This window comes from Marinobacter sp. es.042, from assembly GCF_900188315.1.
GTDB lineage: Bacteria > Pseudomonadota > Gammaproteobacteria > Pseudomonadales > Oleiphilaceae > Marinobacter.
The window spans coordinates 1,213,023-1,229,082 of the sequence record NZ_LT897781.1 but is presented as its reverse complement, the minus strand read 5'-3'; the positions used below and the strand labels follow the sequence as shown (position 1 = coordinate 1,229,082).

General features: G+C 57.3%; 16 protein-coding genes. 7 read left to right on the top strand and 9 right to left on the bottom strand.

Going from position 1 to position 16,060, the window contains the following annotated elements; genetic code table 11:
• Positions 1 to 5 precede the first annotated feature (5 nt).
• Genes CFB02_RS05830 through cydC form a run of 4 tightly spaced genes read left to right on the top strand, consistent with a single transcriptional unit; the run spans position 6 to position 5,762 of the window.
• On the top strand, positions 6 to 1,436 hold the full coding sequence (locus CFB02_RS05830) for a cytochrome ubiquinol oxidase subunit I (protein WP_088557263.1): 1,431 nt from the start codon (positions 6 to 8) through the stop codon (positions 1,434 to 1,436).
• Between the two features lie 2 nt (positions 1,437 to 1,438).
• The gene (gene cydB / locus CFB02_RS05825) at positions 1,439 to 2,440 is read left to right on the top strand and encodes a cytochrome d ubiquinol oxidase subunit II (protein ID WP_088556576.1); all 1,002 of its coding nucleotides are present in this window, start codon (positions 1,439 to 1,441) and stop codon (positions 2,438 to 2,440) included.
• Positions 2,441 to 4,153: a thiol reductant ABC exporter subunit CydD gene (cydD, locus tag CFB02_RS05820; RefSeq protein WP_088557262.1), complete on the top strand. Its 1,713-nt coding sequence runs from the start codon at positions 2,441 to 2,443 to the stop codon at positions 4,151 to 4,153.
• The gene (gene cydC / locus CFB02_RS05815) at positions 4,146 to 5,762 is read left to right on the top strand and encodes a thiol reductant ABC exporter subunit CydC (RefSeq protein ID WP_088557261.1); all 1,617 of its coding nucleotides are present in this window, start codon (positions 4,146 to 4,148) and stop codon (positions 5,760 to 5,762) included. Before cydD ends, cydC begins: the two co-directional genes overlap by 8 nt.
• On the opposite strand, the gene CFB02_RS05810 is transcribed toward cydC, so the two are convergent.
• Positions 5,759 to 7,000 carry a saccharopine dehydrogenase family protein gene (locus CFB02_RS05810; RefSeq protein ID WP_088557260.1) on the bottom strand — a complete coding sequence of 414 codons (1,242 nt, stop codon included), beginning with the start codon at positions 6,998 to 7,000 and terminating at the stop codon, positions 5,759 to 5,761. The genes cydC and CFB02_RS05810 overlap by 4 nt on opposite strands.
• A gap of 57 nt (positions 7,001 to 7,057) precedes the next feature.
• Positions 7,058 to 7,474 (bottom strand): hypothetical protein, encoded by a 417-nt coding sequence (locus tag CFB02_RS05805; protein ID WP_088557259.1) that lies wholly within the window; start codon positions 7,472 to 7,474, stop codon positions 7,058 to 7,060.
• Positions 7,475 to 7,681: 207 nt separating this feature from the next.
• On the opposite strand from CFB02_RS05805, the gene CFB02_RS05800 reads away from it, so the two are divergent.
• Positions 7,682 to 8,011: a hypothetical protein gene (locus CFB02_RS05800; protein ID WP_041645222.1), complete on the top strand. Its 330-nt coding sequence runs from the start codon at positions 7,682 to 7,684 to the stop codon at positions 8,009 to 8,011.
• Between the two features lie 28 nt (positions 8,012 to 8,039).
• Positions 8,040 to 8,513 (top strand): hypothetical protein, encoded by a 474-nt coding sequence (locus CFB02_RS05795; RefSeq protein WP_088557258.1) that lies wholly within the window; start codon positions 8,040 to 8,042, stop codon positions 8,511 to 8,513.
• 10 nt (positions 8,514 to 8,523) lie between these two features.
• Here the strand turns inward: CFB02_RS05795 and CFB02_RS05790 are convergent, their stop codons facing one another.
• The 3 genes from CFB02_RS05790 to CFB02_RS05780 form a co-directional block, all read right to left on the bottom strand.
• Positions 8,524 to 9,363: a putative RNA methyltransferase gene (locus tag CFB02_RS05790; RefSeq protein WP_088557257.1), complete on the bottom strand. Its 840-nt coding sequence runs from the start codon at positions 9,361 to 9,363 to the stop codon at positions 8,524 to 8,526.
• A 110-nt stretch (positions 9,364 to 9,473) separates the two neighbouring features.
• On the bottom strand, positions 9,474 to 10,415 hold the full coding sequence (locus CFB02_RS05785) for an electron transfer flavoprotein subunit alpha/FixB family protein (RefSeq protein ID WP_088557256.1): 942 nt from the start codon (positions 10,413 to 10,415) through the stop codon (positions 9,474 to 9,476).
• Complete coding sequence (locus CFB02_RS05780; protein ID WP_008171627.1) at positions 10,416 to 11,165, bottom strand: electron transfer flavoprotein subunit beta/FixA family protein; 750 nt, start codon at positions 11,163 to 11,165, stop codon at positions 10,416 to 10,418.
• Between the two features lie 418 nt (positions 11,166 to 11,583).
• Here CFB02_RS05780 and CFB02_RS05775 point away from each other — a divergent pair, with 418 nt between their 5' ends.
• Entirely contained in the window at positions 11,584 to 13,236 is a 1,653-nt protein-coding gene (locus CFB02_RS05775; RefSeq protein ID WP_088559178.1) for an electron transfer flavoprotein-ubiquinone oxidoreductase, read from the top strand.
• Between the two features lie 151 nt (positions 13,237 to 13,387).
• On the opposite strand, the gene CFB02_RS05770 is transcribed toward CFB02_RS05775, so the two are convergent.
• The 4 genes from CFB02_RS05770 to CFB02_RS05755 all read right to left on the bottom strand — a co-directional run bounded on the left by CFB02_RS05770 (position 13,388) and on the right by CFB02_RS05755 (position 16,030).
• Complete coding sequence (locus CFB02_RS05770) at positions 13,388 to 13,849, bottom strand: FKBP-type peptidyl-prolyl cis-trans isomerase (protein WP_088557255.1); 462 nt, start codon at positions 13,847 to 13,849, stop codon at positions 13,388 to 13,390.
• Positions 13,850 to 14,047: 198 nt separating this feature from the next.
• Positions 14,048 to 14,614 carry a DUF1285 domain-containing protein gene (locus CFB02_RS05765; RefSeq protein ID WP_088557254.1) on the bottom strand — a complete coding sequence of 189 codons (567 nt, stop codon included), beginning with the start codon at positions 14,612 to 14,614 and terminating at the stop codon, positions 14,048 to 14,050.
• 24 nt (positions 14,615 to 14,638) lie between these two features.
• A complete protein-coding gene (locus CFB02_RS05760; protein WP_088557253.1) occupies positions 14,639 to 15,535 on the bottom strand; it encodes a radical SAM protein in 897 nt (298 codons plus the stop codon).
• Between the two features lie 45 nt (positions 15,536 to 15,580).
• Positions 15,581 to 16,030 carry a SixA phosphatase family protein gene (locus CFB02_RS05755; RefSeq protein ID WP_053115346.1) on the bottom strand — a complete coding sequence of 150 codons (450 nt, stop codon included), beginning with the start codon at positions 16,028 to 16,030 and terminating at the stop codon, positions 15,581 to 15,583.
• Positions 16,031 to 16,060: the final 30 nt, after the last annotated feature.

Here is a 16,060-nt window from a genome sequence, read left to right as displayed (position 1 = left end):
TTCCCATGGAACTTGATCCCCTAATTCTATCGCGAATCCAGTTCGCGTTCGTGGTGTCATTTCACGCCATTTTTCCGGTGTTTACCATCGGCCTCGCTTCTTACATTGCGGTACTCGAGGGCCTGGCCTTCAAAACAGGTAATCCGTCATGGGTGAAGCTCTCTGCCTTCTGGACCAAGGTGTTTGCCGTGGTGTTCGGCATGGGGGTGGTCTCGGGCATCGTGATGTCGTTCCAGTTCGGAACCAACTGGAGTAACTTCGCCCAGGCTTCCGCCAACTTCTTGGGCCCTGTTCTCAGTTACGAGGTGGTGACCGCGTTCTTCCTGGAAGCGGCGTTCCTCGGGGTGCTCCTGTTTGGTCGCGACAAGGTGCCCGCTGGTGTTCACCTGTTTGCCGCTATCATGGTTGCCACCGGCACCTTTATTTCGTCGTTCTGGATTCTCTCGGCCAACAGCTGGATGCAGACTCCGGCCGGCACCGAACTTCGCGACGGCGTGTTCTACGTCACTTCCTGGAGCGAGGCGCTCTTCAATCCCTCTTTCCCCTACCGCTTCGCCCACATGGCACTGGCCTCCTTCCTGACCGGTGGCTTTGTGGTGGCCGGTGTAAGCGCCTGGTACCTGCTGCGCGGCCGCGAGGTTGAGGCGAACAAGAAAGCGTTGTCCATGTGTCTTTGGCTGTTGCTGTTCATTGCCCCTGCACAGGCAGTCCTGGGGGATTTCCATGGCCTGAACACTCTGGAGCACCAGCCGACCAAAGTAGCGGCCATGGAAGGTAACTGGGAAACCTCCCGCAATGTGCCGTTGCTGCTGTTTGCCATTCCCGATCAGGAAAACCAGCGTAACCTGTTCGAGATTGGCATTCCGAGTCTTGCCAGTTTCATCCTCACCCACGAATGGGACGGTGAAGTACCGGGCGTAAGCGCGGTGCCGGTTGAAGAGCAGCCACCCGTCGTAATCGTGTTTTGGTCGTTCCGCATCATGGTGGGCATTGGCTTGCTGATGATCGCCTTCGCGCTTACTGGACTGGTTCTGCGTGCCGGCGGTAGATACTGGCGCACCAACTGGTTCCTGCAGGGCATGCGCTTTATGAGCATTGCGCCTTTCTTTGCTGTGCTGACCGGCTGGTTTGTGACCGAGGTAGGTCGGGCGCCCTGGCTGGTGTATGGCCAGATGACCCAGGCCGAGGCCCTGACCCCGTCACTGACCGGTGGTATGGCTCTGTTCACACTTATCGGCTATGTCGTGGTGTACGCCCTGGTGTTCTCTGCCGGCGTGTATTACCTGATGCGCGTGCTTTATGTCGGTCTCGAAGACCAGGATGAAGACGAGCACGAGGCCGAACGGCCGAAACGTCCGTTCTCTGCCGCACACGTGCCTTTTGAGATTGATGAAGACCAGCATCACGGTAAACCGGCCAGCCAGGGAGGTCACTGATTATGGAACTGTTTGATCTGCCTCTTATCTGGGCATTCATTATTGGCTTCGGCATCATCATGTATGTGTTGATGGACGGCTTCGATCTGGGCGTCGGAATTCTCTTTCCTTTCGCCCCGAATGAGGAAGCCCGGGACACCATGATGAACTCGGTGGCACCGGTGTGGGACGGTAACGAAACCTGGTTGGTGCTCGGTGGTGCCGGCCTTCTTGCTGCCTTCCCGATGGTGTATTCCATCTTCCTGCCGGCGCTGTACATTGGTGTGTTCCTGCTGCTGGCCGGGCTGATCTTCCGGGGCGTGGCGTTCGAGTTCCGGTTCAAGGCCCGCACCTCGCGTTATCTGTGGAACTGGGCGTTTGCAGGCGGTTCTACCGTCGCCTCTTTCGCTCAGGGCGCTGTGGTTGGCGCCTATATCCAGGGTTTTGAGACCGCAAACGGGGTTTACGTGGGCGGTGCACTGGATTGGCTCACGCCGTTCACGGTACTGACGGGCCTGGGCATGCTGGCTGGCTATGCCCTGCTCGGCTCCACCTGGCTGATCATGAAGACCGAGGGTTATCTGCAGCAGTGGGCCTACAAGATCACCGTGCCTCTGCTGCTGGCGGTGCTGGTTGTCTTTGGCATCATTGGAGTCTGGACACCGTTCGTGGACGAAATGGTCCGTGAGCGCTGGTTCTCTAACCTGAGCATTATCTGGATTCTGCCGGTTCTTACACTGCTGTGCGCTATCCAGATTTATCGTTCAGTGCGTGATCGCCGGGACGGCATGCCGTTCGTCGCCACCATGGGGCTGTTCATAACCACCTACCTTGGCCTGGTGGTCAGCCGCTGGCCGTATGTGGTTCCGCCGGAATACACCCTCTGGGACGCCGCGTCTGCCTACGAATCCCAGCTGTTCCTGCTGTTGGGCCTGCTGTTCGTAATCCCGATCGTGTTGGCCTATACCGCGTGGACCTACTGGGTCTTCCGGGGCAAGGTCCGAGCCGGCGAGGGATACCACTGAATGGTGGAGCCACTGGCCAATGATGGCGGGGGAGACTCCTCCGCCACTGACCAGAAAGCCGTCAAAGGCTGGCTCGCGCAGCTTGCCCTCGGCAATCGCCTCTGGATCCGCAGTACTGTTGCTGCGGGCACAGTGGCCGGCATAGCCACCATCATCCAGATGGTGTTGTTGGCCCGGATCATTCATCTGGGCGTGATTGACGAGGTCCCGATTGCGGACCTCACCCCCCTCTTCCTCGCGCTGATTCTCGCACTGGTGGTTCGGGCCCTTGGCCAGGGCTTTCAGACGCGTTTTGCAGCCCGTTGCAGCGAACAGGTGCGGCGGGATGCCAGGCGTCAGCTCCACAAACACTGGCAGGCTACCGGCCCGGTAGAGCTGGGCCAATCCTCGGCAGGCACCCTTGCCCGGGAATGGATTGACCACGTGGAAGCACTGCACGGTTATTTCGCCCGTTTTCTGCCGCAAATGACGCTGTCGATGATCGTGCCGCTGCTGATCCTCGTTCTCGTGTTCTGGCTGGACTGGCTGGCAGGTATTTTCCTGCTGTTGTCTGCACCGCTGATTCCGCTGTTCATGGCGCTGGTGGGCATGGGCGCGGAAAAGCTAAACCAGCAGCACTTCGAGACCATCAGCCGGCTCTCCGGACAGTTTCTGGACAAGGTGCGCGGCCTAACCACCCTGCAGTTGTTTGGCCAGACGACGGGTGCTGCAGAACTCATTCGCAAACGGTCCGATCACTATCGGCGCGTTACCATGAAAACGCTGCGGATTGCGTTTCTGTCGTCGGCGGTCCTGGAGTTCTTTGCTTCAGTGGCCATTGCCGTTATCGCCATTTACATCGGTTTTGGTTTGCTGGGCTACATCACCTATGGCCCGTCCGAAGATCTCACGCTATTTTCCGGGCTTCTGATTCTGTTGCTGGCCCCGGAGTTCTTCCAGCCCTTACGGACGCTGTCACAGCATTATCACGATCGCGCAGCGGCCATGGGCGCGGGCACAGAAATTCTTGAACGGCTTGGTTCGCCAGCGCACTTCGACACGTCTACGGATAGCAACCCGGTGGCGGGCGTGGATGATCGCATCGAGTTGCGGTCCGTCAGTAAACGCTTTCGGTCGGATCAGCCCGTTATTCAGGATCTCTCGCTGACGATTCAAAAAGGCGAAGTGATTGCCCTGACCGGGCCCTCGGGCGGCGGCAAGTCAACCCTGCTGCATCTGCTGGCGGGTTTTATGGCACCGGATACCGGTGAGCTCCACCTGTTTGGCGAATCAGCGGGAAGTTTCCGGTTCGGTTGGCTGGGGCAGAAAGGCTTCCTGGTTCAGGGTACCTGGGCCGATAACCTCAGGCTGACTACGCCGGACGCCTCCGATATTGCCATTGAAACCGCCCTGCGCAACGTCGGCCTTGGATCCCTGCTGGATAGCCGCCAACAGGGTATCTACAGCCCGATATCCGAGGAGGGTCAGGGACTCTCCGGCGGCCAGGCACGGCGGCTGAGCCTGGCACGTATTTTCCTGGCGGATTATGACCTGATTCTGCTGGATGAACCTACCGCGGGCCTCGACAGCGACAGTGAGGTGTTTGTGCTGGAGGCTCTGCACAAACTGGCGGTAGCCGGCAAAACCCTGATCTTCTCCACCCATCACCAGGCCTTGCTGACACTGGCAAACCGGGTTCTGCTGGTCTCCGGCGGGGAGGTTCGCGATGCGTGAGCTGAAACCGTGGCTGGAGCTGATCTTAAATCGGCCCGGACGCTTGGTGGTAGGTGGTTTTCTGATTCTCGCCACCCTGCTCTCCGGCATTGCGCTGTTGGCCGTGTCTGGCTGGTTCCTTACCAAAACGGCGCTGGTGGGATTGCTCCTGGCTGCCGGAGTGGCGGCCACCATCAACCTTTACGTACCCGGTGGCGCTATCCGGTTTTTCGCCGTTTCGCGAACGGTGTTCCGGTATCTGGAACGGGTGTATAACCACGATACGGTTCTGAGACTGCTTACAGATATCCGCGTGAACCTGTTCTCTCGGCTGTCCCGCGCCACGCGCGTACGCCGGGGAGAGCTGAGTGGCGCCCAGTGGCTCTCGCGCCTGACCAGCGATGTCGATGCCCTTGATACCCTGTACCTTCGTTTGATCGCACCTACGGCTCTGGCTGGCCTGGTAACCGTCCTGGTGTTGGTGCTGGCAGCCATTCTATTTGATGTTGGAACCGCTGTACTGGTGGCACTGCTGCTTGTGATTGCTCTGGCGGTCGCGACAGTTGGTGTTTACCTCAGAACCTGGCAACTCGCGGCCCGGCAAAGCGACCGGCAGGAAGAATTGCGAACGGCGGTCATCGAACATATTGAAGGTTTCTCGGAACTTACTGCTGCCGGTCGCACTGGCAAACATGCTGCCTGGCTTATGCGCCAGGCCCATCAGGTAACCTCAGAGCAGGCAAAAACGGACACCCGTGTGGGCTGGCATCTGGCCGGAACCCATCTGCTGGTAAACCTCTCCGCAGTCCTGGCGCTCTGGGCGGGCTTTGCCTTGTTCCAGGCGGGCACGCTATCCGGGCCTGTGCTGGTTTTACTGCCCATCGCTCTTCTCGGGCTGGCTGAGGTCTATGCCATGCTGCCTGATGCCTTTGGCAAGCTTGGAGCAACCATCGCTTCCGCGGCGCGTCTGAACCGCGATTGCCGCGAAGAGGAACGGCAGGCTATAAACGAAAAGCAAGAATTGCCGCCGAAAACTGCCCTTCTTGCAGACAACATTGCGGTGAAGCACGCCGGTTACGCGCCGCTGTTCACGCGCTTCAATCTTGAGATTGAGGATGGCAAACGCATCGGTATTCTGGGCCACTCCGGCAGCGGAAAATCTTCACTCGCCGATGTGCTAGCCGGTCTTTTGCCGGTTGCTCAGGGAAGCCTGGCGCGGAGGGATTGCGTTTACCTGACCCAGAAAACCGTGTTGTTTGAAGACACGTTGCGGGCCAACCTGTTACTGGGATCTCCGGAGGCTTCGGATACGGAACTCTGGAGCATGCTGGAGCAGATGGAACTGGCTGAGCGCTTCGCTACCGAACCGGATCAACTCGATACCTGGCTGGGCAGCGCCGGAAGCAGGCTTTCAGGCGGCGAGGCACGAAGAGTGGCGCTGGCGCGGGTGTTACTGAATCCAGCTCCCCTGGTCATATTGGATGAGCCTTTCACTGGCCTGGATGCCGAGACCCGGTCGAGGATAGCAAAACGGATGGAATCGCTTCTGGAAGGGAAAACCGTGGTCAGTCTTGCACACGGGTCGGCTGCCCTTCCGGGCGCCGACCGTGTGATCTACCTGAGTGGTTAGCGGGTTTCGAGAACCTCAAACGTCAATCCCGCCTTGCTGGTAAGCCTGTCCATCAGCTTGCCATCCAGCAGAGAAGACGGTGTCCAGAATCCGCCTGGCCGATCCGCCGGAATATCGAACGCCAGGCACATGCCCGCTTCGCCCAACATCTTGCCCGTGGAACCGTAGCCCGGATCCTGATCCCCGGTCACTTTGGTGATGATGGTCTTGCCGTCCGCGGTGCGACCAACAAAGCGCAGATCATAAAACCCGGCTTTCTGGGCTTCAGGGCTTGGGCCCTCGCCCGGCTGAGGGACAAACTTCTCCACCAGCCAGCGAGTCGGTTTGATGGCCGAGGCGGTAAAGAACGCCGCCAGGCCGCCGGTGATCGCATAAGCAGCCAGCCGGCCCTTGGTGCCACGACCGGTCATCATGGCTTCATCGTAGGTAAATTCCTTGCCGTACCGCGCGTTCTGCATGGCATTGGAGCGATGAACCACCCGTGTATTGATGGCGCCCATCACGAAGGGAGCAAGCCAGGCGTTGAACGTCTTATCAAACTCGGCGCCCTTGAGGCTGGGCTGCCGGGTCTTGGAGCGATGTTCTGGCGGGCAGATGGAAAACGGGTTGGCCAGCTCCTTGCGCAGCTTCGGATCCGCCGCCGCTTCCTTCGCCACATTCATCATGGAGGCTACCGTACCGCCCGAGAACTCGCCCTTGGCGGTCTTGACCCGCATGCGGACATCCTGGCAAGGCATTCCGAAAGTCTGCTCCGCCTGATTCTGCAGGAACCAGACGCCCATGTCAGAGGGAATCGAGTCGAAACCGCAACAGTGAACAATGCGCGCTCCGGAGGTTTTCGCCTCCGCCTCGTAACGCTCCACCATCTTGCGAATCCATTGAACTTCGCCGGTGAGATCGCAGTAGTCCGTGCCAGTCTGTACGCAAGCCTTGACCAGCGGCTCGCCGTAAAGCGCATAGGGGCCAACCGTGGATATAATCACGCGGGTCTGCTCACACATGGACTTGAGGGCTGCGTCGTCGGCGGCATCGGCAAGAATCACCGGCAGATCCCCAGCTTTGTCGCCAAGGCTGCTCTTCAGCGTGTTGAGCTTGCTCTCGGAGCGTCCGGCAATCGCCCATTTTACCGATTGGCCTACACCGTAGGTCTCGAGCAAGTAACGGGTAAGAATCTGGCCGACGAAGCTGGTGGCACCGAACACCACCAGATCATGGGCTGTTTCTGCGGATTTGGTCATTGCTCTTCCTTAGTAAACAGTGATGACAACAGAAATTGATAACGAATCAACGGTATTTCAGCGGAGCCCGGCAACCGCTTTCTCGCCCATCAGACGCATGAATACGGCAACACCCAGGCCCCAGAAACCGTTAAGGAGCAAGCCGCCCACCCAGGTCTGAGCTGAGACATCTAGCCCTTTCAGGGGGAATACCACCAGCATGGCGACTGCCGTGGGACCTACAGCCCCTACAATGACATGCCCCAGCCAGAACTTCATCCCTGCCAGGCGCCCAAGGATCAGCCACAACAACATCCCCCAAAGGCCACCAAAGAAGGCCAGTGACACAACTTGGGGCACACCCAGCGGCGGCACCGGTGACAGGTTGAAGGGCGCTGCGGGCACGATGCCCCCGAGCCAGAAAAGTGCGAACAGGCCCTGATGAAACACCAGGGTTGCGAGAAAACCACTTGCAAACGCCTTGAACCAAACCATGAACAATCCTCTGTTGGTATGAATAGTCGGCCTTAACCCGTTGATTCTGCGTAGCTCATTGAACAACTGCAACCAATGTTAACAGTTTTGAGCGCTCGTTCTACTTTCCCGGCAGCACCGGTAAATCCGTCTTCACGGCCAATCGTTTGTCATACTGCTTGGGGCACACTGGCAGGCACAGCAAGAAACGATTTCCGGAGGTTCGAATTGATCACCTTTTTAACAGTCTTGAGCATCCTGCTTGTCCTGTTCAGCGGCTTTGTCTGCTGGCAGGTTCTTGAACAGCGCAAAGTGATCGCCCGAATGATGGAGAACGACGACATCGCAGATTCCGAGCAGGAACCGGAGCTGGTTATTACGCTTCGGGTGCTGGATCCGATTGCACTGGCCAAGAGGGAGTCACGCTCTGCCCGAGTGCTTGCCGACAAACTCCCCGTGATGGTTCGCAAAATGGTGTACCAGGAAGTGATGAAAGAACTTGAGGAAGAGATGACAGAGCGCGAAATCGACGTGGATATGCAGATTGAGTATCGATGATCGCAATGTGTGACTGGAGGGCCCCATCATGAACCTGGCCGCAATCGTATTGTTGCTGCTATTGGCCTTTGGCGGATTCTGCATCGCCTACTGGCAGCTGCTGCTCTGTCGACGGGAAGCACGGATTCTCAATTCCCATCGTGTGTCAGCGCACAGTGCCATCCAGAAAAGCAGAATGGATCTTCTTGAGGTCCGGAACCGGGCGCGGTTGCTGGAAGACTCGGTTTCGGGTGGCGCGAGCGCCGTAGAAAAGCTGCACAAGGCAATCTCGAACACGACTTTCGGGCTGATTGATCTGTTCTCGAAGGATGAGGAGTTCCGACAGACTGCCCGTAAAGCCCGGGCCACCCATGACCAGAAGAGCCAACAGATCTACAAAACCGTGCGCACGACCAACAAGGCCCTGCACATCCTCGCCGATACCCTGATCATCGGGAAAGCAGAAAAGCGGCTCGCTTCCCGCAAGCGCGGCAAGGCTCAGGGTTCCGACGACGGTCAATGAAATTTGGGGGTTAGCGCCTTTCCAGGCGTTTCAGACCCACGTCGACTGTCACCACCAGTGATTTGAGCGAAGCAGCCTTCTCAAGGCCCTCCGAGTTGGCCCGATAAAGATGGGGTGTCATGGCCAGGAGATCGGCGATGCTGTCCTCGTCCGGAAGACTCAGCGGGAACCTTAGCACGGTCGAATCCAGGGTCCGGAAGCCCTCGGGATTTACCATCTCAGTGTCTGCGGGTGGTTTCAGTTCGGGGTAAATGATTTCACGCAGTTCCCGAAGGTGGTCTGCACCGGCATCCACCTGTATCACCTTCCCGCCGGGCTTCAGCACCCTAGCGAATTCGCTGTAAACCGGAAAACCGAACAGGCAAAGCACGAGATCCACGGATTCCGGCATTATTGGCAGGTTGGCATTGCTGCCAACCACCCACCGGGTCTGTTTGTCCTGTTTGGCCGCGGCCAGAACCGCCCACTTGGAGATGTCGACGCCGATCATGGAGATATCTCTGGCGCCAGCCAAGCTCGCGAGGTGTCTAAGGTAATAACCTTCGCCAGAGCCTGCGTCCAGAATCGATCCAGTGCCCTCGCTCGGAAGCCACTGCAATACCTGATTGCTCACAGCCTCGGCGATCTTTGTGTAGAACCCTGCATTCAGAAACCGTTGTCTGGCTGCGACCATTTCCTTGCTATCACCCGGGTCCAGGGAACGTTTCTTTTGAACGGGTAACAGATGCACGTAGCCCTGCCGGGCAACGTCGAAGCTGTGTCCGTTCTCGCAACGCCAGGTCTTTTCGCTGGGCGCCAGTGGGCAGCCGTCCAGTGGGCAGGCTAAGGCATCAAACGGCATTGTGGTCATGGCTTGTATATCCGGTTCAACCGTGGGGGTCAGATATCATGGCAGGTATTCTGGCTTCACCCAAAAGAAAAAGGCACCCGAAGGTGCCTTTTCTCAAGCTTGGCAGAAAGTTACAGAACTTTCTTCAGATCTTCTTCAAGCTGCGGAACGGCTTCGAACAGGTCCGCTACCAGACCATAATCAGCAACCTGGAAGATCGGCGCTTCTTCATCCTTGTTGATCGCAACGATCACCTTGGAATCGGACATACCGGCCAGATGCTGGATGGCACCGGAAATACCCACAGCGATGTACAGCTGCGGAGCAACAATCTTACCGGTCTGGCCGACCTGCATGTCGTTCGGCACGAAACCGGCATCGACAGCCGCACGGGATGCGCCAACCGCAGCACCCATCAGATCGGCTACCTGCTCCAGCATCTTGAAGTTGTCGCCGTTCTGCATGCCGCGACCACCGGAAACAACGATACCGGCGCTTGCCAGCTCAGGACGGTCAGACTTGGCCAGCTCTTCGCTGACGAACTGGGACAGGCCAGCGTCTTTCACGACGTCCAACTGCTCGACAGAAGCGGAGCCACCTTCAGCGGCAACCGGATCGAAAGCGGTCGGACGAACAGTAACGACTTTGATGCTGTCACTGGATTTTACAGTGGCAATGGCGTTACCGGCGTAGATCGGGCGAACGAAGGTGTCTTCGGACTCCACACGCATGATGTCGGATACCTGCGCAACATCCAGCAGTGCGGCAACACGCGGCATGAAATCTTTACCCACGGTACCAGCGGCGGCCAGGATGTGGCTGTAGCCTTTGCCCAGTTCGGCAACCAGCTCACCCAGGTTTTCGCCCAGGAAGTGACCATAAGCGGCGTTGTCGGCAACCAATACCTTGTTCACGCCTTCGGCCTTGGCAGCTGCTTCAGCAACGGCACCACAGTTTTCACCGGCAACCAGTACGTCGATGTCTCCGCCGATGGCCTTGGCAGCCGCTACAACATTCAGGGTAGCCTGTTTCAGGCTGCTGTTGTCATGTTCAGCAATTACAAGGATGCTCATTTAGATCACCTTCGCTTCGTTCTTCAGTTTATCGACCAGCTCGGCAACGTCGGCCACTTTCACACCCGCCTGACGGGAAGCAGGCGCTTCAACCTTCAGGGTGGAAAGGCGCGGAGCGATGTCGACACCCAGATCGGCCGGGCTCATGTTGTCCAGCGGCTTCTTCTTCGCCTTCATGATGTTCGGCAGAGAAGCGTAGCGCGGCTCGTTCAGACGCAGGTCGGTAGTGACAACCGCAGGCAGGTTCAGAGCAACGGTCATCAGACCACCGTCTACCTCGCGGGTTACGTTAACCTTGTCGCCCTCAACAACCACTTCGGAAGCGAAAGTGCCCTGACCCATGCCGGTCAGTGCGGCCAGCATCTGGCCGGTCTGGTTGTTATCGGAATCGATGGACTGCTTGCCAAGAATGACCAGCTTCGGCTCTTCTTTCTCAACAACAGCCTTGAGCAGCTTGGCCGCTTCGAGAGACTGAACCTCCTCGTCCGTTTCGACGTGGATACCACGGTCAGCACCCAGCGCCAGCGCAGTACGAATCTGCTCCTGGGAGGCTTTCGGGCCAATGGATACCACCACGATTTCACTGGCAACACCCTTCTCTTTCAGGCGAACGGCTTCTTCAACCGCGATTTCGCAGAACGGGTTCATTGCCATCTTGACGTTGGCGAGGTCAACACCGGTGTTGTCCGGCTTAACGCGCACCTTTACGTTGTAGTCGATTACTCGTTTTACAGCGACCAGAACCTTCATAGATTCCTCGTTCTTCTACGATGGGTTTATGACTTGCAGTCCTCACGCAGAGCCTGCCGAAATTCAATGCGCACTAATGATGGAGCCAACACTCGGCAGAATCAATAGCCTCAAACGACGCGCCAGGACTGAACTTTCAGCCAATTCCCCGGTATTGACCGGGGACGGCAATGAGACGATACTAGATTTCGACTCAAAACACACCATGTTTCAGTGTGCTCTTACAATGCCAAAGGACAGGGCGAATTTCAAACAAACGTTTGTTTGATTCTTCAAATACGGTATCCTTTTGGTTATGCAAGTCGGGACAAACGGCTTGGGGCAGTCGTCTATAGGCACTTTTACCGGTATGATGGCGGCCCAGAATAATTGGCCTGCGGGCACATAATATCCATTAAAGATGTTTGAGGAGACCAACGTGGAACGCGAATCGATGGAATTTGATGTTCTGATCGTCGGCGGCGGCCCGGCGGGCCTGTCGGCAGCGTGCCGTGTCATGCAACTGGCACAGGAAGCTGGCGAGGAACTCACCGTATGCGTTGTAGAGAAAGGTTCTGAGATCGGCGCCCACATTCTGGCCGGCACTGTATTCGAGCCCACTGCCCTCAACGAACTCTTCCCGGACTGGAAAGAGAAAGGCGCCCCGCTCAACACGCCGGTTACCCGGGACGACATTTTCCTGCTGAAGAACGAGGAAAGCGCCACCAAGATCCCGAATGCGTTTGTGCCCAAGAACATGCACAACCATGGCAACTACATTATCAGCCTGGGCAACCTGTGCCGCTGGCTCGCCGAACAGGCCGAACAGCTTGGCGTTGAGGTGTATCCCGGCTTTGCCGCGTCCGAAACCATCATTGAAGACGGTCAGGTAAAAGGCATCATTACCGGCGATATGGGCGTGGCCCGCGACGGTTCCGAAAAAGACGGCTACATGCCGGGCATGGAACTGCGCGCGAAATACACTATGTTCACCGAGGGCTGCCGTGGTCACCTGGGCAAGCGCCTGATCAACGAGTTCAAGCTCGATGAAGGCAAAGACCCGCAGCACTACGGTATCGGTATCAAGGAACTGTGGGATATTGATCCGGCCAAACACGAGCCGGGCCTGGTAGTTCATACCACCGGCTGGCCTCTGAAAGAAACCGGATCCACCGGTGGTTCTTTCCTGTATCACCTTGAGAATGGCCAGGTATATGTAGGCCTGATCACCGATCTGTCCTACAGCAACCCGCATCTGAGCCCGTTTGAGGAATTTCAGCGCCTGAAGCTGCACCCGGAGATCAAGAAACACCTGGAAGGCGGTAAGCGCGTATCCTACGGCGCCCGTGCAATCACCAAAGGTGGCTACAACGCTCTGCCCAAGATGAGCTTCCCGGGTGGTCTGCTGCTGGGCTGTGATGCAGGCACACTGAACGGCTCCAAGATCAAGGGCTCCCATACTGCCATGAAGTCCGGCATGCTGGGCGCCGAAGCGGTTTTCGAAGCACTCAAGGATGGCAAGAGCGGCGAGGAAATCAGCAGTTTCCAGAAGAAGTTTGAGGACAGCTGGCTGTTCAAGGAGCTATACGCAGAGCGTAACTTCGGCCCGGCGATGCACAAGTTCGGCAATGTAGTGGGTGGCGCCATCGCCTACTTCGAGCAGAACATCCTGCGCGGCAGCCTGCCGATTACCTTCCACGATACCACTCCGGATTATGCCACCATGAAGCCGGCAGCCGAGTGCAAGAAGGTGACCTATCCCAAGCCGGATAACACCCTGACCTTCGATCGTCTGTCCTCGGTGTTTATTTCAAACACCAACCACGAGGAAGATCAGCCGGTTCACCTTAAACTGACCGATCCGGACCTTCCGATCCGCGACAACCTGCCTAAATACGATGAGCCTGCGCAGCGCTACTGCCCGGCTGGTGTTTATGAAGTTGTCGAGAAAGACGATGGCAGCGGCAAGCGCTTCCAGATCAACGCCCAGAACTGTGTGCACTGCAAGACCTGCGACATCAAGGATCCTGCCCAGAACATTAACTGGGTAACTCCGGAAGGGGGCGGCGGCCCGAATTATCCGAACATGTAAGTTCGGATTCCGGTGATAAAACGGCCCCGCGCGGGCCGTTTTTTTGTGAACCTGGGGTCAGATGAATGCTTTCATCTGACCCCTTTTTCATTCTGTAGACATAAAAAAACGGCTCCCGAGGGAGCCGTTTTTCTTTGCGCTTCAGAAAAGCTTAATGAGCGTGGCCGTGCTCTTGCTCTTCGTCAGTCGCGTCGCGAGCTTCCACTACTTCTACGTCGAAGTGCAGAGTCTGGCCAGCGAGCGGATGGTTGGCATCGATGGTGACAGTTTCGTCGCCAACTTCTACCACACGAACGACCTGGGGGCCGCCTGGGGTCTGCGCCTGGAACTGCATGCCCGGCTCGATGGTATCGACGCCTTCAAATGCAGAACGCGGAACCGGCTGGATCAGCTCTTCGTTAACTTCGCCGTAGCCTTCACCAGGTTCTACAGACACCTTAACCTGATCGCCTGCGTTCTTTTCGTTCAGTGCACTTTCCAGTCCACCGATAATGTTCTGCGCACCTTCCAGATAAGACAGAGGCTCACGACCTTCTACACGGGAGGAGTCAAGCTGCTCTCCCTGATCGTTGGTGAGCGTGTAATGGATGGTGACAACACGAGGTTGGGCCATGTGATCTCCTTGCGTGTCGCAATGACTGTTTAATTGATTTAGGCAATCGAAAGTGATCGTGAACAGCCAGACTGCACAGAGGGACTAACGACCACCGGGCCTCGTTAGAGAGCCAGGCTCATAACAAGTATGAAAACACAGTTTAACAACTGAGCTAATGCGTTTTCTACCGTAATTCTGGGGCCGCGGTACCGGTTTTCAACCACCCTGCCCGATTTTGTAGAAAATTCCGTGGCTGAATACCCCAAGAACCGGGTGTCCGTCTTCATTCCGTTCCACGACATGATCCGCCAGGTCATAATAGGCTGCGGTGACCAGTCGCGCTTCGACCCCATGGCGAATCTTTACCACGGGTCTTGGCTCATCTGAGCCCGGATAGGTGGTCACTTCCAGTGGATGGTCCTGGCCGATTTCGAGGGTTTCGCCGACATTGGTGGTCAGGGAGATGACCTGTCGGTCGCTCTCCCCAGTCGCGGTCAGGGAATGGGCGAGCAACGGCGCGTCCTCGACTTGGATGCGCCACTTTTCAACCGGCGTCACCAGGTAGTATTCGCCGTCGCTTTCCCGGCGGAGAATCGTGGAAAACAGACGTACAATCGCTTCTCGAGCCAGCGGCTTGCCTTTGAAGATCCACTGACCATCTCGACTGATGCGAAGATCCATATCCCCGGAAAGCTCGGGGTCCCACTGATCAATGGGAGGGTTCCCGGCCTTCTTCACGGTTTTCTCCACCTGCTTTGCAAGATTATCTGGATTCATGCTCATAACGGTGGCTCCCGGCTCTCTGAATTACAACCCGCGCATCCACTCCGCGCGCAAAGGTGCTGCACCGGGATTGGTAATGGCGAGATCTACCTGGTCCAGCATTTTCTGCTTGTCACGGCCCAGCGTGCCTTTCAGCACGAGGTAATTTGAAGCGTGATCACTGCGGAAGATGGTCTTATCCAGCTCAAGATGCTCCAGGAACAGGCGTATCTCTTCAAAGAGCCCCTTTTGAGACAGTGGCACGAAATCGTCTCCAAAGCCCGCCCGGAAACGTTCTTCTCCCTGTGGGAAACTGACCACGAGGGTGGAAAGATAATCCGGCTGGGTCTCGTTACAGAGCGTTGCGGTATTGATCGCGTGCTGGCGCGAAAGGTTTTCTCCGCCCAGCCCGTTCAGCACCATGACAGAGCTCGTCAGACCCGCTTCACGGATTTTCAGCAGTGCCGAGCGGGTGGATTCCCAGGTTTCGCCCTTGTTGACCCGGCGCAGGATTTCATCATCACCGGATTCCATACCGACATAGAGAATTTCCAGGCCTGCATCCTTCAGTTGAGCCAGTTCTTCCACGGTCTTTTTGGCGAGGTTGCGGGGAAGACAGTAGCTGGAAACCCGCTGAAGATCCGGAAAAGCCTCCCTGAGCTGATCCAGAATTTCCAACAGGCGACGGGTCGGCAATACCATGGCATCCCCATCTGCCAGGAAAACCCGGCGCACACCACCCAGGCTGCGAGCCGCATTGCGGATGTCCTGGAGCACATCGTCAGGCTTGCGGGCCCGGAATTTCTTTTGCGGCTGCGTATACATCTCGCAAAACGTGCACTTATTCCAGGAGCAGCCGTTGGTGACCGGCAAGATCAGTGACTTGGCTTCACTGGGAGGCCGGAAGACCGGCTCTACGTAGTCGATTGGAAAGCTGTACATAGTCGGGCTCGGGTTTGAGGATTCAGAAATGACTTACTGGGGATATCAGGGCAGAAACTGGGCTTTCAAGTCAGCGCACCCGGGGCCGACTACCGGCATATCCAGCATGACGGCCTGGGAGGTCATGAACGGAATGCCCCGGCGATGTGCGTCAACCAGAAGCGTCGCAAGCCCTCCCACCAGGGGCATGTGGGAAACGATCAACAAGGGCGATTCGTGGTGTTCAATCAATGCATCAAGGCAGGCTGCCGGGTCGTCGTCCGGAGTGATAAACATCTTTTCTTCAACGGGACAGTTGAGAATTTCGGAGACGATCGCCGCCGTTTGTCTGGCCCGCACATAGGGGCTGCTCCAGACCAGCTTCGGTCGCCAGGGCGACTCCGCGATGCGAGCGGCAACCTCAGCCACGCCGAGCCGACCGGCCTCTGTCAGTTCACGTTCCTGATCCAGCGTATGCCAGCCAGCTTCCCCATGGCGCATGATGAGCAGTTGCAAGGGCTCTCTCCTTTCCGGCCTGGTCCCGGT

Bases quoted from the DNA above. Each gene is read 5' to 3' on its own strand.
- CFB02_RS05765 (WP_088557254.1), bottom strand. From the start codon at position 14,614: ATGAGCATGAATCCAGATAATCTTGCAAAGCAGGTGGAGAAAACCGTG.
- cydD (WP_088557262.1), top strand. From the start codon at position 2,441: ATGGTGGAGCCACTGGCCAATGATGGCGGGGGAGACTCCTCCGCCACT.
- cydB (WP_088556576.1), top strand. From the start codon at position 1,439: ATGGAACTGTTTGATCTGCCTCTTATCTGGGCATTCATTATTGGCTTC.
- cydC (WP_088557261.1), top strand. From the start codon at position 4,146: ATGCGTGAGCTGAAACCGTGGCTGGAGCTGATCTTAAATCGGCCCGGA.
- CFB02_RS05795 (WP_088557258.1), top strand. From the start codon at position 8,040: ATGAACCTGGCCGCAATCGTATTGTTGCTGCTATTGGCCTTTGGCGGA.
- CFB02_RS05780 (WP_008171627.1), bottom strand. From the start codon at position 11,165: ATGAAGGTTCTGGTCGCTGTAAAACGAGTAATCGACTACAACGTAAAG.
- CFB02_RS05790 (WP_088557257.1), bottom strand. From the start codon at position 9,363: ATGACCACAATGCCGTTTGATGCCTTAGCCTGCCCACTGGACGGCTGC.
- CFB02_RS05810 (WP_088557260.1), bottom strand. From the start codon at position 7,000: ATGACCAAATCCGCAGAAACAGCCCATGATCTGGTGGTGTTCGGTGCC.
- CFB02_RS05760 (WP_088557253.1), bottom strand. From the start codon at position 15,535: ATGTACAGCTTTCCAATCGACTACGTAGAGCCGGTCTTCCGGCCTCCC.
- CFB02_RS05805 (WP_088557259.1), bottom strand. From the start codon at position 7,474: ATGGTTTGGTTCAAGGCGTTTGCAAGTGGTTTTCTCGCAACCCTGGTG.
- CFB02_RS05830 (WP_088557263.1), top strand. From the start codon at position 6: ATGGAACTTGATCCCCTAATTCTATCGCGAATCCAGTTCGCGTTCGTG.
- CFB02_RS05770 (WP_088557255.1), bottom strand. From the start codon at position 13,849: ATGGCCCAACCTCGTGTTGTCACCATCCATTACACGCTCACCAACGAT.
- CFB02_RS05785 (WP_088557256.1), bottom strand. From the start codon at position 10,415: ATGAGCATCCTTGTAATTGCTGAACATGACAACAGCAGCCTGAAACAG.